Raw genomic sequence first — 14,658 nt, 5'->3', positions numbered from 1 at the left:
AAATCAGACAAAAGCATAACGGAGGATAATGCCGATGCGGGCGAACTTGCCGACGCGAACTGGAGGTCGCGGCGGCGCGAAGCCCCTTTCGATCAGGAGGTCGAGAATAGCATTGTAGTACTTGGACATGATCCGCGGCGCGCGTACGGCACGGCGCTTGTTGCGGTTCATGATCTCCTCGGCCTGTTCGAAATGCGATTGGGCGCGTTGGGCGAGCGGAATGCAGACCCGAGGCAGTGCGCGGTCGGCGATCACCTTCCTGGGATCGTCGCTGGTGATGCCGGCATGCAGCAGCGCCTCGCGCGGCAGATAAAGACGGCCGAGAAGGGCGTCTTCGTCAAGATCACGAAGGATATTCGTCAGTTGCAGCGCTCTTCCAAGGTGATGGGCGAGGAGGATGCCATCCTCCTCGGGCATGCCGAACACCCGTACTGACAGCCGCCCGACGGCGCTGGCGACGCGGTCGCAATAAAGGTCGAGCGTCGCAAGATCCGGCGCCCGGATGTCCTGCGGCACGTCCATTTCCATCCCATCGACGATGGCGAGGAAATCCTCGCGCTTGAGGCCGAACCTTTCCACGGAGGCGACATAGTCATTCAGGCGCGCGGGTGGGCGACCCTGATACAGCGCCTCGATATCGTCCCGCCATTGCTGGAGCGCGGCCAGCCGCTCCTGCCGCGGACCATCGGAATCGGCGATGTCGTCGACCTGGCGGCAGAAGCTGTAGATCTGGAACATTGCATCTCGCTGCGCGCGCGGCAGGATGCGCATCGCGGCATAGAAAGAGCTGCCGGATGCGGTGGTGCCGTAATCGGCACTCGGCTGTGCGACCTCAAGCGTCATGCGCCGGCCCCGGATTGGAAACGGGTCTGCGTCCCACCGCGCGGCGAATCACCTCGCCGCCGATGCCGCTGATGCTGAAGGCGAGCAACTCGGCGCCGTTGAGATGCACCCGCTCGCTCAAGGGATCGCGCGCCTGCAAGAGCCTCACGATGCGATCGGCGAACGCCTGAATGACCGAAATATCAATGGCAAGGCGGAAGTCCTTCACTTCCGCGCTGAAGGCTTTGCTTTGCTGAAGCAACTGCGCGTTGCGCGCGGCCACCGCATGCAGGCACTGCAGCAGGACCGGAGGCGATCTCTCGAGCGCGAGCTGCTCGACGGATGCGCCGGCGGCCTCCAGCGCCTCGCGCGGCAGATAGACCCGGTTGAGGTTCTTGTAGTCTTTTCCGCAATCTTGCAGGTGGTTGTTGATCTGCAATCCGGCGCACAGCGCATCCGAGGCCGCCCAGGTCGAGGCGCTCTCGCCATGGACGTCGAGCATGAAGCGGCCGACCGGCATGGCCGAATAGCGGCAGTAATGAATGACCTCGTCCCAGGTCTCGTACCGCAGCTTGGTCACGTCCATCCGGAACGCGGTCAACACGTCCAGCGCATGGCGCGGCGGCATGCCACGATCGGCGAGCGCATGACGGAGGGCAATAGCCTCCTTTTGTGTCTCGCCCCTGCCGAGCAATTCGGCTTCCAGCAAGTCGAGATAAGCAAGCTTCTTGTCTGGTGAGAGCGTGGCGTGATCGGCGACGTCGTCGGCGGTCCTGACGAAGTTGTAGAATGCCAGGATCAGCGCCCGGTGACGCGGGCGAATGATCCACGACGCGACGGGAAAGTTCTCGTCGCGGTCGGTCTTGCCGGATCGCAATTCGCTCGCAGTGGCCATCAAGAACTGATTACAATCGTCTGAGCAGAAAGATCTTTTCTCGCCGCAAGGTCTCGTACGGCGAAGCGGTCGCGGACCCCATATAGGGGAATACGACCGCAAAACCAATCCTGCCGGCGACTACCGTTCCCTCCCGGTCGGCCTCAGAACGGACCGGGCCCCCCCCGCAAAGGCGCACCAATGGGGCCTATTGCCCGTTATTTTTCAAGACCTGGTTGCACTCGGCCGAGATCTTCGAGCGATTTTCCTTCAGGCACGCCAGAATGGTGAAATCGCCCTGGTCGATCACCGCGCGGCAATGGCGCTGTACGTCGCGTGTGCAGGCCTTCTGCTCTTCCGGAGTACCGCTGCGCTGGGCTTGGGCAGATGCCGCGGATGCAACCGACAGCGACGCGAGTGTAAGTGCCAGGATGTACTTGCGCATTTCATTCCTTCCGTATCGGGGCAGAATCGCTCCGATCCCGGACAGCACAGGGCAGACGCCGGAACGGATTGTTCTGATTGCAGGTGCCGCGATGTGCGGCAGCCAGGTTGATACAAGCGCTGGCAAATGCGGCCAAATTTTCGCCGAACGACCAAATCACACTTGTTCTTTGCGATTCAATGGCAGATGCAAGCACTTGATGCCATGACATTATTCGAGGTGCCGGCGTTTTGCTATTTAGCTGTTGCAGACCTGCATCGCCCACCGTTAGATCGAGGTCCGCGCGGCGCTTTGCCTGGGTGAATGACAAGCCTGGGCGGCTTAAGAGAAGTGGCCGCGGCGAGCGTGTCGGCTTGAGATTTGAACCTCGCGTGGCATGGCAACACTAAACCTTCGATGCGGCGAGACGCCTCTAACAGACGGACGTCAATTCAAAACGGGATAGTCGACATGAAATTCTTCGGGCTCTCTGGACATGCGATCAAGGCGGCCGGAATCGGCGCTGCGCTGATCTTTTCTGTTTCGGCTAGCCATGCCCAGTCCGGCCCATTTGCGGGCTTCGCTGGCGCGTGGTCGGGCACGGGCACGGTTGCCCTTGCCGATGGCACGACCGAACGCATCCGCTGCAAGGCGGATTACAAAGTCGGCGGCGGCGGCCTCAACCTGAAGCAGAACCTGCACTGCGCCAGCGACAGCTACAAATTCGACCTCTCCAGCGACGTCACCAGCCAGGGCGACCGGATCTCCGGCAACTGGAGCGAGGCGAGCCGCAACGTCTTCGGCAATCTGCAGGGCACCGCCGGCGGCGGCCAGATCGACGTGTTCGTAGAGGCTGCCGGCTTTGCCGCCAACCTGACGCTGCGCACCAACGGCAGCAAGCAGACGGTGCAGATCAGTTCCAAGGGCGAAATCCGGGGGGTCAACATCACCATGGTGAAGAGCTGACGCTGTTCGCGCTCGGCTTGCCCGCAGTCAAAGGAAGGCCCACCCCTGGTTCTCGCGAACCGGGGGTTTTGCTTGCATGGATCGCAGAACTCTGCTGGCGGCAATGTTCTCGACCGGCATCTGGTCCCACGGAACCCACCCCGATTGGCCGGCACTTTGAACGGGCAGCTGCCATGTCACGATCCAGGGTAAGGCCGCGTCACGTCCTTTGCTTCATCGGCGACGACGATTTGTCGCACCTGTCGGAAGCGGCAGAAGCGGGGTATCGCCACCTTCTACGCAGAGGACGACTTCAAGTACAATCCCTAGGGGATCGTCCACATCGAGGCTTAGCCGCCCACAGACTTCGCGGTCGCCGCGCGCTATCTCGCCACTTCGCCCCGGCGGGCGCCACGGATGCGCTCCGACACATTGATCAGCCACATCGCCGTCGGCCGCAGGATGAACAGGTCGGCGAGAAGCGCGGCCACCATCGAGAAGGCGCTGAGCCAGCCGAACAGACGTAGCGAGGGCAGATCGGAGAAGACGGTCACCACGAGACCGCAGGCGAGCACCACAGTGGTCAGGATCAGCGCCGGACCGACGAGAACAGTGGCGCGCTCGACCGCCAGCGCCGAACCAACGCCCGGCTTGCTCTCCAGCCGCAAGCGGTTGAGGAAGTGGATGGTCGCGCTCAGGCCGAGGCCGAAAGAGACGGTCAGCGCCACCACGGAAGCGAACTGCAGCCCCTCCCCCAGTGCCCACAGCACGGTGCCCGAGAGCACCACCGGGAAGATGCCCGGCAGGATACAGGCGAACATCACGACCCAGGAACGGAATGCGAGCCCAATGAACATGGCGACGAGGGCGAATTCGATGGTGAGCCCGTGATTGAGCTTCGCGATCATGCTGGCCGAGTTGCGGGCGGCGATCGCTGAGAGACCGGTCACGGCGACCTCATAGCCCGGATGCTTCTTGCGTAGCGTGTCGAGCTCGTGATCGAGCTTCTCGATAACCGGCAGGAGCTGGCTGGAATCGAGGTCGGGCACGCGGCCCGACACCACCACGGCGTCCTGTTCCTTGGCGATGAAACGGCGCACCAGGTGCTCAGGGATGACGTTGACGTATTCCTGCAGAGTCGCAACGTCGCTCGATCCGGCCTTTTCCGCCAGCCAGCGCCGCAACGTCTCGACCGACCAAACGTTGCCGACACCAGCGGTCTTCTCGACCGTTGCATGCACGTCGGCGATCGTCTGCAGCGTCTCCGCCGAATAAAGCGCCGCACCCTGCGGGAACTGAATCAGCACGTCGATCGGGTTGGCGCCGGTCAGCTTGGCATCCAGCCGCCCGCTTGCCGCCACCGCCTGGCGCTTGTCCGGCACCTGGTCGGCGAGCCGGTAGCGCGGCTCAAGGCTGGCGTAGATGACGCCAAGGCTGCCCACGAACAGCACCGCGAGCAGGCTGAACAGCCCGGGCCGGCCGACCATGCGCACGGCGATCCAGTAACAGAAGTTGCGCAGCGCCTGGACGCCGGCATCGGCGCTCTGGAACTTGACGGCGAAGATCTTCTCGTTGCGCACGAACAGGACACCGAATACCGGCACCAGGGACAGAACCGCGAGCAGCGCGATGATGGTCGCGGCAAGGCCCGCCTCGCCGAATTTCCGGATCAGGTCGGAATCGGAGAACTGCAGTGCGATGAACGAAATGCCGGCGGTAGCGTGGGTCAGCACGCAGGCCGGACCCACCACCCGCACCGCATTGGTGAAGGCGGTGTACTTGTCCTGGCCCGCGATCAGCCGGTCGCGCGCGGCAAACGTGAGCTGCATCGAGTCGGAGAAGCTGATGACCATGATGAGCGGGGTCATCACGTTCAGGAACATGTTCAAATTGAAATTGGCCCAGCCGAGGGCACCCAGCGCCAGCAGGATCGCGATCAGCGGGGGAAAAGCTGCCACGACCATGAACGAAATCTTACGGAAGAAGATGATCGCAATGATGCAGCCGGCGAGAATGCCGAGGATGTTGTAGGTCAACCCGTCGCGCTCGACCGCGTTGCGGATCTCGAGTTGCATCACCGGAACGCCGGACAGCTGCACACTGAGACCGGTATCGCCGAGACCGTCCTTCATCAATTTGCGGATCTCGCCGACGGTCTTGCGGAGTTCTTTGCTGGCGACGACCTTGGGCTCGATCGACAACACGATCAGCGCCAGCGTGCCGTCTTCAGAGAGCAATTTGCCGCGGATGATCTCGTTGCTTTTGACGGTCTGGATGAACCTGTCGTAGTCCGCGCCCTGCGGCAGCTCCTGCGGGAACAGCGCCGCCGGCAATCGGCCCGGTGCCGGCGCCTGGCGCGCCGAGAACAGCGACACCAGTCCGCGGGTGCCATCGACGAGCTGCAGGTCGGTGACGAAGTCACGCAGCTTCTCCAGATTGTCGCGCGCCAGGAGGTTCCTGCCCTCGATCACGACCAGCACGTCGAACTCGGTCGCCGGAAAGCGCCTGGTGACCTCCTCGTACTGCCGGTATTCCTTCGAGTTGGAGCGAAACAGCTGGCTCAGAGAATCGTCGATCTTGATCCGCTCGATTCCGAAGATCGCCGCGATGATAAGGCCGACGAGGACGATGCAGGACAGGATGGGGGCCTGCACCGCGATGAGACCGATGCGCTCCAGCCCGAAGGCGATGCTCGACGCAGGCCGCTGCTCGACCTTGTCGACATGAACTTCGTTCTCGCTGTGCTTTTCGAGCATGCCCTGTCCAGTTCTACATCGCTCAGTTGTACGGCTTGTGACGCGGCGGGCCCGAGAAAGTCATATGAATCAATGTCTTGCCTTGAAAATAGGCAGAGAATGGCCACCGCCCGTTTAGCAGGTCTTCGCGCCGCCTCGCAAGCGCACCCCCACCACACCGATCATTTGTAGGTGATTCGGCCACAGGGGTTCGAAAAGTCCTGTTGTTCCGGCCCGGCCGCGATCCGCTGCGGCGCGCGCTCGCCGCTTTCATCCTTGAGTGCAACCCCACTGACCTCCCGCGCCAGACCCTCGCGGATCAACCAGGCGATCTTGAACGCGGCTTCCTCGTAGGTGAGGCCGGCGCGGTGAATGTTGGACACGCAATTGCGCTCCGCATCAAGGCGGCCGACCTTGGGCGCGAAGGTGAGATAGGCACCCAGACTGTCCGGCGCGGACAAGCCCGGGCGCTCGCCGATCAGCACCAGGACCATACGCGCGCCGAGGATCGCGCCGATTTCATCACCGAGCGCGACCCGCGCGCCCGCGGCAATGACGAGGTGACCGGCCTCGACCGGCTCGCTTGTTGCAAGCAAGGGCAGCAGGTTTCGCAGCAGCGCCGTCGCGTGCGCATGGACTGCGGTCGGCGACAGCCCGTCGCCTATCACGATTGCGAGCTGGCACGGCTTGCCGGCACGCTCGGCGAGAAGCCTTGCCGAGTCCGGATCGAGGCTGCGCCCGAGGTCCGGCCGTCGCAAGTAATCGGCCCGATCGCCGGCGCGACTGTTGACCTCGCAGGCATCGATACCGAACTCGCCGGCCTCATCGAGCAGCCGCCTCGCATCGAACGCGGCATGTACGGCATCGCGGGCGCGGGCATGGTCGAGCGTGAAATCGAGCAACGCCCTGGTCGGCAGGCTGGCCCCGCTGCGCCCGAGCGCCACGCGCGCCGGCGTGAATGCCTTCAGGTCCAGGGTTGCACGCGGCGGGGCGGAGGGCAACGTCACGGGATCACTCGGCCGGCATGGTAGCTTCGCGGAGCCTGATCGAATAGTTCGAGGCGTTGTGATGGCCGCGTGAGGCCCCGCGCGCGAACTCGATCAGATGGTGTGCGATGATCGCCGACCCGATCAGGCCTTCCATGTCGCCGCGCCGCAGGCGTCCGAGCGCGAATTTCCAGAACACCCGCTTGTAATCGCCGAGCACGCCGATCTGCCAGAAGATATTGCGCAGCATGATCAGGCCGCGCTTGATGTTGGCCCAGCTCTTCAGTTCGGGGCTGATCGGCACCTTGATGCGGTTCGCGTAGGTATACTCGCATTGATGCTGATAGCGCGCATAGAGCCGTTCCGGCTGGTAGGCGACCTCCATGCATCGCTTCCACGCACCGATGACCTGGTCGTAGGGCAACATGAACTCGACGTTGGAGTCGCGGCTTTCGTCGTGAACGAGACGCCCTTCCCGCTCCAGCCGATCCCACAGCGGCGTCTTGGGCAGCGCCTGCAGCAGATTGATGGTGAGCAGCGGAATCCGGGACTCCTCGACGAACTCGAGCAGCGAATCTCCGGTGTTCGGGGTGTCGGTGTCGAGCCCCATGATGATGCCGGAGACGACCTCGATGCCGTAGGAGTTGATGGTGCGGACTCCTTCCAGGATCGGCACCATCATGTTGTGGTCCTTCTGGATCGACCTCAGCGCCTCCGGATCGGGCGTCTCGATGCCGCAGAAGATCGTGACGAAATAGGCCTCTCGCATCTTCTCCAGGATCTCGGGGCGCTTGGCGATGTTAAGCGTCGCCTCGCAGGCAAGCCGGACCACGTAGCCGGTGCGCTGCTGCCATTCGACCAGATGCGGCAGAAGGTCCAGCGCCGCCTTGCGGTTGCCGATGAAGTTGTCGTCGACGAAATAGACCGTGTCCGTCATGCCGCATTCACGCAGGCGGTCGAGCTCGGCGATGATCTGCTGCGGCGTCTTGATGCGCGGGTTGCGGCCATACAGCCCCGGAATGTCGCAGAACTCGCACTGATAGGGACAGCCACTCGAATACTGGATGCTGCCGAGGAAGTACTTCTTCATCTCGGCAAGCTCGTAGGACGGTATCGGGAAATCCGTCATGGCCACGCGGTTGTTCGTCTTCAGCACGACCTGCCGGGCGGGACGCGCAACGTTGCGGGCGAGACGGGCGATCAACTCGTCCGTCGCATCCCCGAGCTCGCCGACATGAAGGTAGTCGAACGTTGGGTAATAGTGGGGACAGGTGCTGACCGACGGCCCACCGATCGCGACCGGCAGGTCAAAGGCATGGGCGCGGCGACAGATGTCGTTGAGCTGCTGGCGCTGGATATGCATGCCGCTGACGAACACGGCCTCCGCCCACTCGAAATCTTCGCTGGTCGCGGGCGCGATATTCTCGTCGATGAAGCGGACCGGCCAGTCCTCCGGGAGGTAGGCAGCAATCAGGAGCAGCCCCTGCGGCGGCATGAAGGCCTGCACGCCCACGGTCAGGGGATAAGCGTGCTCGAAGGTGCCGAACGCGGACGTGTAGCGCGGGAAGATGCAGAGAATGCGTCGGACCGTACCGTTACTCTCAGCTCTCATCAAACTTCCTCAGGCGACCCCCTGCCCCTGCAGAACACACAGCCTAACGGTGGGCCAGAAATTGCTCAAGATTGTGGCAACCGGGCCAAACGCTTAGACGCGCCGAAGGTTGCATCGGTTCACCTCGGGCGCGGGCGACCAACTGTCCTGGACGGGACTCATGCAATGAGGCGTGCCGCAAAATCGGGCAGCAGCCCCGCGTCGGCCACAAGTCGAAGGTCGGAGCGCGCGATCCCGGCACGGACCAGCCAGTCATCGAACTCCGGCGCTCGTTTCAGGCCGAAGACCTCGCGGACATACAGTGCATCATGAAATGAGGTGGATTGATAGTTCAGCATCACGTCGTCGGCTCCGGGCACGCCCATGATGAAGGTCACGCCGGCGGCGGCAAGAAGCGTCAGCAGGTTATCCATGTCGTCCTGATCGGCCTCGGCGTGGTTGGTGTAGCAAATGTCGACGCCAAGCGGCAGGCCCAGCAGCTTGCCGCAGAAATGGTCCTCCAGGCCGGCCCGGATGATTTCCTTGCCGTCGTAGAGATACTCCGGACCGATGAAGCCGACGACGCTGTTGACGAGCAGCGGATCGAAGGCGCGGGCCACTGCATAGGCGCGGGCCTCGCAGGTCTGCTGGTCGACACCGTGATGGGCATTGGCCGAAAGCGCGGAGCCCTGCCCGGTTTCGAAATACATGACGTTGCGGCCGACACTGCCCCGCTGCAGCGACAGTCCCGCCTCCTGCGCCTGCCGCAGCAGCGCCAGGTCGACCCCAAAGCTGCGGTTGGCCGCTTCCGTGCCGGCGATCGACTGGAATACCAGGTCGACCGGAACGCCCTGCTCGATCAGCCCGAGCGTCGTGGTCACGTGGGTCAGCACGCAGCCCTGCGTTGGGATCTGAAGCCGCGCGATGAGTTCGTCGAGCAGCCGCAGCAATCCGGCGATCACCGCCGGATCATCGCTCGCCGGATTGATGCCGATGCATGCGTCGCCCGAACCGAGCAGAATGCCATCGAGGATCGAGGCGGTGATGCCCTTGGCATCGTCGAAGGGATGATTGGGCTGCAGGCGCGTGCTCATCCGCCCCGAAAGCCCGATGGTGTTGCGGAAGGCGGTCACTACCTCGCATTTCCTGGCCACCAGAACCAGGTCCTGGTTGCGCATCAGCTTGGAGACCGCGGCCGCCATTTCCGGGGTAATGCCGCGCGACAATTGCCGCAACGCCTGCGTGCTGGCGGCCTCCGAGAGCAGCCAGTCACGGAAGCCGCCGACGGTGAGCGAAGCAACCGGCGCGAACGCGCGGGCATCCTGGGTGTCGATGACAAGGCGGGTGACCTCGTCGGCCTCGTAAGGAACGACGGTCTCCTGGAGGAACTGGGCCAGCGGGGTGTCCGCAAGCGCCATCCGGGCCGCGATCATCTGCTCGGCGCTGTCGGCCGCGATCCTCGCCAACCTGTCGCCGGAGCGCGCCGGCGAGGCCTTGGCCAACAGATCGCGCAGACTGGAGAAGGTGTATGTCGTGGCACCGATGGTGTGGCGATAGCCCATGGCTTCTCCGAAACGGCCGGCACCGAACTTCCCGATGTGGCTCTGTCGACCAAGATAGGCGCTTGCCGCTCCCGGTGCATGCCCATGGTTGCGGCAGTCGCGACCGGATCGCGCCCGTGGTAACGGTCCGTACGCCCAAGGTTCGCAATCCACTGATTATAAGGACGATTTTCGTTCAACGCAAAATTGCAGAACATTCGCGTATTAACCGGTCGTCCATAAAAGGATGCGCATAGTTTTCAGTAGCTTAGACGACCGAACTCACCGCTCTCTCGCGCAGACCCCATGACATTCAAACAGCCTGCAAACTCCAGCTTCGCATCGCGGCTGTCGCTTGCGACCAAGCTCTACTCGATCTTCGCGCTGTTCGCGCTGCTGACCGCGGCGATTGCCGCTCTGTCCGACTACAACAGCCGTCGTAGCGCCGAGCTGACGGAGGCGATCGAGACGGCGAACGCGGCCGCGCTCAATGTCGAACGCGCCAATTCGCTGGTTTATGCGGTGGTGATGGAATCGCGCGGCATCTACATGTCGACCGATCCCGCGGTCGTGAAGAAATACGGCGAGGGACTTCTCAAGTTCAACGACCAGATCCTTTCCGTGGTCAAGAAATGGGAAGGGATCGTCAAGGCCGACGACGCCGAACAATTCACGAGCTTCAAGAAGCGCATCGAGCAGTTCGTCGACTTCCGCAAGGAACTGGTCCGCCGCGCCAACGAGATCAGTCCGGCTGCCGGCCGCGAATGGGGCGACAACGACGCCAACCGCGCCGTGCGCTCTGCGCTGAACAAGGATCTCGAAGCGCTGTCCAGGGTCTATGCCGAGCGCGGCCGCGACATCGCGCGGCAGGCCGAGATGAATCGCATATTATCCTTCGTCCTGACCTGCCTTGGCGGTGTCGCACTGCTGCTGGTCATCGTGGGCGTGGTCATCATCGCACGCTCGATCGCCCGGCCGCTGTCGCTGATCACGGCGACGATCGAGCGAGTGGCCAACGGCGCCGAAAACGTCGAGGTTCCCCATACCGGCCGCGCGGACGAGATCGGCGCGTTGGCGCGTGCGATCCAGATCTTCAAGGACGCGATGGACCGCAACCGCAACCTCAATCTGCAGGTCTCGCGGGAATCGAGTTCGCGCGAGGAACGTGCCCGCCAGATCGAACGGGCGGTCGAGGAATTCGGCCAGACGATCGGGTCGGTGCTTCGCGGCCTCACCGACAATGCGGCGACAATGCGCGAGACGGCCCAGACCATTACCCGGGTTACGTCCGACGCCAACAACCGCGCGAAGACGGCGGCGGGGGCGACCGAGCAAGCCGCGCACAACGTATCCGCGGTCGCGGGCGCTGCGGAGGAGCTATCGGCGTCCGTCGAGGAGATCGGCCGTCAGGTACGGCAATCTGCCGGCGCAGTCGAACAGACCGAGCAACGCACCGGAAAATCAATCGCGGAGATCGAGAGTCTCGCCGCGGCGACGCAGCGCATCGACGGCGTGCTCAACCTGATCCAGGCGATCGCCGAACAGACCAACCTGCTGGCGCTCAACGCGACCATCGAGGCGGCCCGCGCCGGCGAAGCCGGGCGGGGCTTTGCCGTCGTCGCCCATGAGGTGAAGGCGCTGGCCGGCCAGACCGCGAAGGCGACCGCGGAAATATCCGAGAACGTCGGGCTGATCCAGAACTCGACCCGCAACGCGGTGGAAGCGGTGCGCGAGATCGGCGGCGCGGTGCGCGAGATCAACGCGGTCACGTCGAACATTGCCGGCGCGATCAGCCAGCAGGACGCGGCCACCCGCGAGATCTCCGTCAACGCGCAATCGGCGGCGCAAGGCAACGAAACGCTGGTGAACAACATCAGTTCGCTGCGTGACGCGATCCACGAAACCGACACCGCCGCAGCGTCAGTCCTGTCCGCCTCCGGCGATCTCACCGACACGGCCCAAACGCTGTCGCGCGAGGTGGAGAAGTTCTTCCATGACCTGCGCGCCGGCTCGGAAGGCCAACGCATTGCTAAGGCTTCCTAGTATCTGGGACCGAATGCCCTACGAGCCACCTCGCTCCATCGCAAGCTCCACCTCGAGATTGGCGAGGTCGCGATAGATCGAGGCTACGGCAAGCACGCGGCCGCCATGGCGGTATTCGAGCAGGCAGTCCCTTGCCTCGATGCTGCCGTCGATCTTGATCTCGTCCCATGCTTCAGCGTGGCCAAGATAGTTGATCGGGACATCGTAGTGCTGGCTCCAGAAGAATGGCACCGCCTGGTAGCGTTCGTGCTGACCCAGCATGTTTCGCGCCGCCGTCTGGCCCTGCCGCTCGGCAACCACCCAATGCTCGACCCGGATGTTCGAACCTGAATGCGGGTCGGGCCAGCGGGCGATGTCGCCGGCGGCGAAGACGCCGGGCGTGCTGGTCTCGAGATAGGCGTCGACGGTCACGCCGTGGTCGGTTGCAAGCCCTGCTTGTTCCGCCAACGCAACGCGTGGCCGCACGCCGATGCCGACCACCACGAGATCGGCTTCGATCACCTCACCACTCTTCAAAATCGCGCGCTTGCCGTCCAGCTGCGCCACGGTGTCCTTGAGGTGGAAGATCACGCCATGCTGTTCATGGAGCGCGCGGACGAAATCGCCCATCGCGGCGCCGAGAATCCGCTCCATCGGCCGCTCTTCGGGCGCGACCACGTGCACCTCGAGCTCGCGGGTCCGCAATGAGGCGGCTACTTCAAGTCCGATAAAACTGGCGCCGATAACCAGCGCCCGCTTCGCGCCCGCCGCCGCGGCGATGATCGCGCGGCTGTCGGCCAGCGATCGCAGCGTCTGAATGTGCGGCTGGTCGCTACCCAGGATTTGCAGCTTGACCGGCTCGGCGCCCGTCGCGAGCAGGAGGCGGTCGAACGACACGTTGCCGCCGTTCACCAGCGCAACGCTGCGGCCCTTTGCATCGATCGAGGCCACGGCGGTGTTGAGCCTGAGATCGATGCCGGAATCTCTGTAGAAATCATCCGGCCGCAGCGGAACCCAATCTTCAGGCGCAGTGCCGGCAAGATAATCCTTGGACAGATTTGGCCGGTCGACCGGTGCCGCACCATCGTCGCTGAGCATGGTGATGGCGCCGGCAAATCCTTCGCGCCTCAGCATCTCGGCCGCGGCAAATCCGGCCGCGCCGCCGCCGACGATCACTATTCTGTCGGGTGACGGTGTCGTGCGGCGCGTTCCGGCCGCCGATACCCCGCGCTTGCGCCGCACGACGATCCGGCCCTGTTCGAACTCGACCTCCCAGACCGAAAGTGCATTCAGCGCGGGTGGACGCACCGCCTCGCCAGTTCGCAGCGAGAAGCAGGCGTGATGCCAGGGACAGCGGACGGTGTCGTTGACCACGAGACCTTCGGCAAGCGGCCCGTGATAATGGCTGCAGTGGGCGTCGATGGCGAGCACTTCGGCGCCAAGCTGCACCAGAAGAACTTCTTCTTCACCGACATGGCCGAGCAGCTTGCCCTCGGTGAAATCGGAGAGCGACACGCCCAGCGTCAGATCCGGACCGCCCGGTTTCTTCTCGTCAGTCATGGCGTTTTCTCCCTTCGCAAGACCCCTTCAATCGTGCGAATTGGCAAGTCCCAACAGCTCCTGGCGCGTCAGCCCGTTGCTGCGGAAGACGCCAAGCATGCGGCTGGTGACGAGGTCGGTGCCGGGTTTATGCGTGCCGCGCGTCGTCATGCAATGATGGGTCGCCTTGATGATGACGCCGACGCCCTGCGGCCTGAGCACGTCGTTGATCGTGTTGGCGATCTGCGCCGTCATCTTCTCCTGGATCTGCAGACGCTTCGCATAGACGTCGACCACCCGCGCGAGCTTGCTGATCCCGACTACGCGTCCCTGCGGAATATAGGCGACCCATGCGCGGCCGACGATCGGCGCCATGTGGTGCTCGCAATGGCTCTCGAAGCGAACGCCCCGCAGCACGATCATCTCGTCATATCCTTCGATTTCCTCGAAGGTCTTCTGCAGGATTTCGGTCGGATCGTGCGTATAGCCGGAGAAGTACTCCCGGAACGCGCGCGCCACCCGGTCGGGTGTTTCGCGCAAGCCGTCGCGGTCCGGATCGTCCCCAGCCCAGCGGATCATGGTCCGGACCGCTTCCTCCATCTCCGCGCGGCTCGGTCTGGCGGTGGGCGCCTGCGCTACGGCTACCCGCTCCAGCGTCCTCACCTGTCCGCTCATTGGCATTCTCCCCTGTGACAAGCCGCAGGACGCCCGCGGCATCACAGCTTGGACGGTCGTGGCTGCGAAAGGTTCCCGAGATGACACGAAAAATCGAGAGCGCTGGCCGCGCAAATTCAGCGGAGCGACGTGCCGTCGCCGGCCAGCCGGCCGAACAGCAGGGCTCTTGCGGCATTCCTGCGAAAGATCCGGTACCAGCGTCTAGCGCTGGATCTCTTACGTGCCCATACCGCTTCGCCGCGATCCTTCATAGGATCGCCTCAGCAACGCAAACAGGCTGCCGCCCGTTGCGGCGCCGAGAAGGTAGACTACAATCGCCAGCAGTGCGAGCGGCGCGCTCGCGCTGAACCTGAAGAACGAGACGGTGACGACGTCGTAGTTCTGTACCGCGAAGATAATCGTCGCGGCGGCGAACAGAATGATGATGGCGAGATGAATCCAACGCATGCAGGTCTCCTTCTGCGGCGCCGCGCATAGCGCTCAGACCTCGCGACAAACGATCGG

12 protein-coding genes are annotated in these 14,658 nt (G+C 63.5%); 2 read left to right on the top strand and 10 right to left on the bottom strand.

Translation table 11 applies throughout. The annotated features are described in order from the left end of the window. Positions 1 to 3: 3 nt before the first annotated feature. The 3 genes from hpnD to HY852_RS09180 all read right to left on the bottom strand — a co-directional run bounded on the left by hpnD (position 4) and on the right by HY852_RS09180 (position 2,141). Positions 4 to 843, bottom strand: a complete 840-nt coding sequence (gene hpnD, locus HY852_RS09190) for a presqualene diphosphate synthase HpnD (protein ID WP_291604195.1) — start codon at positions 841 to 843, stop codon at positions 4 to 6. Continuing rightward, entirely contained in the window at positions 833 to 1,717 is an 885-nt protein-coding gene (gene hpnC, locus HY852_RS09185; protein ID WP_291604192.1) for a squalene synthase HpnC, read from the bottom strand. The genes hpnD and hpnC overlap by 11 nt, the downstream gene beginning before the upstream one ends. 187 nt (positions 1,718 to 1,904) lie before the next feature. Then, complete coding sequence (locus HY852_RS09180; RefSeq protein WP_291604190.1) at positions 1,905 to 2,141, bottom strand: hypothetical protein; 237 nt, start codon at positions 2,139 to 2,141, stop codon at positions 1,905 to 1,907. A gap of 450 nt (positions 2,142 to 2,591) precedes the next feature. Here HY852_RS09180 and HY852_RS09175 point away from each other — a divergent pair, with 450 nt between their 5' ends. After that, positions 2,592 to 3,086, top strand: a complete 495-nt coding sequence (locus tag HY852_RS09175) for a hypothetical protein (RefSeq protein ID WP_291604188.1) — start codon at positions 2,592 to 2,594, stop codon at positions 3,084 to 3,086. 362 nt (positions 3,087 to 3,448) lie between these two features. On the opposite strand, the gene HY852_RS09170 is transcribed toward HY852_RS09175, so the two are convergent. The 4 genes from HY852_RS09170 to HY852_RS09155 form a co-directional block, all read right to left on the bottom strand. Beyond that, positions 3,449 to 5,821, bottom strand: a complete 2,373-nt coding sequence (locus HY852_RS09170) for an MMPL family transporter (RefSeq protein WP_291604186.1) — start codon at positions 5,819 to 5,821, stop codon at positions 3,449 to 3,451. Between the two features lie 161 nt (positions 5,822 to 5,982). Continuing rightward, entirely contained in the window at positions 5,983 to 6,807 is an 825-nt protein-coding gene (eutC, locus tag HY852_RS09165) for an ethanolamine ammonia-lyase subunit EutC (RefSeq protein WP_291604185.1), read from the bottom strand. A 4-nt stretch (positions 6,808 to 6,811) separates the two neighbouring features. Beyond that, positions 6,812 to 8,398 carry a B12-binding domain-containing radical SAM protein gene (locus HY852_RS09160; RefSeq protein ID WP_291604183.1) on the bottom strand — a complete coding sequence of 529 codons (1,587 nt, stop codon included), beginning with the start codon at positions 8,396 to 8,398 and terminating at the stop codon, positions 6,812 to 6,814. Between the two features lie 158 nt (positions 8,399 to 8,556). Next, positions 8,557 to 9,939, bottom strand: a complete 1,383-nt coding sequence (locus HY852_RS09155; RefSeq protein ID WP_291604181.1) for an ethanolamine ammonia-lyase subunit EutB — start codon at positions 9,937 to 9,939, stop codon at positions 8,557 to 8,559. Between the two features lie 285 nt (positions 9,940 to 10,224). Here HY852_RS09155 and HY852_RS09150 point away from each other — a divergent pair, with 285 nt between their 5' ends. Continuing rightward, positions 10,225 to 11,961, top strand: a complete 1,737-nt coding sequence (locus HY852_RS09150) for a methyl-accepting chemotaxis protein (RefSeq protein WP_291604179.1) — start codon at positions 10,225 to 10,227, stop codon at positions 11,959 to 11,961. A gap of 18 nt (positions 11,962 to 11,979) precedes the next feature. On the opposite strand, the gene HY852_RS09145 is transcribed toward HY852_RS09150, so the two are convergent. From HY852_RS09145 to HY852_RS09135, 3 genes are all read right to left on the bottom strand, one after another. Beyond that, positions 11,980 to 13,500: an FAD-dependent oxidoreductase gene (locus HY852_RS09145; protein WP_291604177.1), complete on the bottom strand. Its 1,521-nt coding sequence runs from the start codon at positions 13,498 to 13,500 to the stop codon at positions 11,980 to 11,982. Positions 13,501 to 13,527: 27 nt separating this feature from the next. After that, complete coding sequence (gene folE, locus HY852_RS09140) at positions 13,528 to 14,154, bottom strand: GTP cyclohydrolase I FolE (RefSeq protein ID WP_291604175.1); 627 nt, start codon at positions 14,152 to 14,154, stop codon at positions 13,528 to 13,530. A gap of 216 nt (positions 14,155 to 14,370) precedes the next feature. Further along, on the bottom strand, positions 14,371 to 14,601 hold the full coding sequence (locus HY852_RS09135; protein ID WP_291604174.1) for a LapA family protein: 231 nt from the start codon (positions 14,599 to 14,601) through the stop codon (positions 14,371 to 14,373). Positions 14,602 to 14,658 lie beyond the last annotated feature (57 nt).

The organism is Bradyrhizobium sp. (assembly GCF_016213215.1).
GTDB lineage: Bacteria > Pseudomonadota > Alphaproteobacteria > Rhizobiales > Xanthobacteraceae > Bradyrhizobium.
Note: the sequence above shows the minus strand (reverse complement) of the source record. Positions and strands in the feature narration are given on the sequence as shown.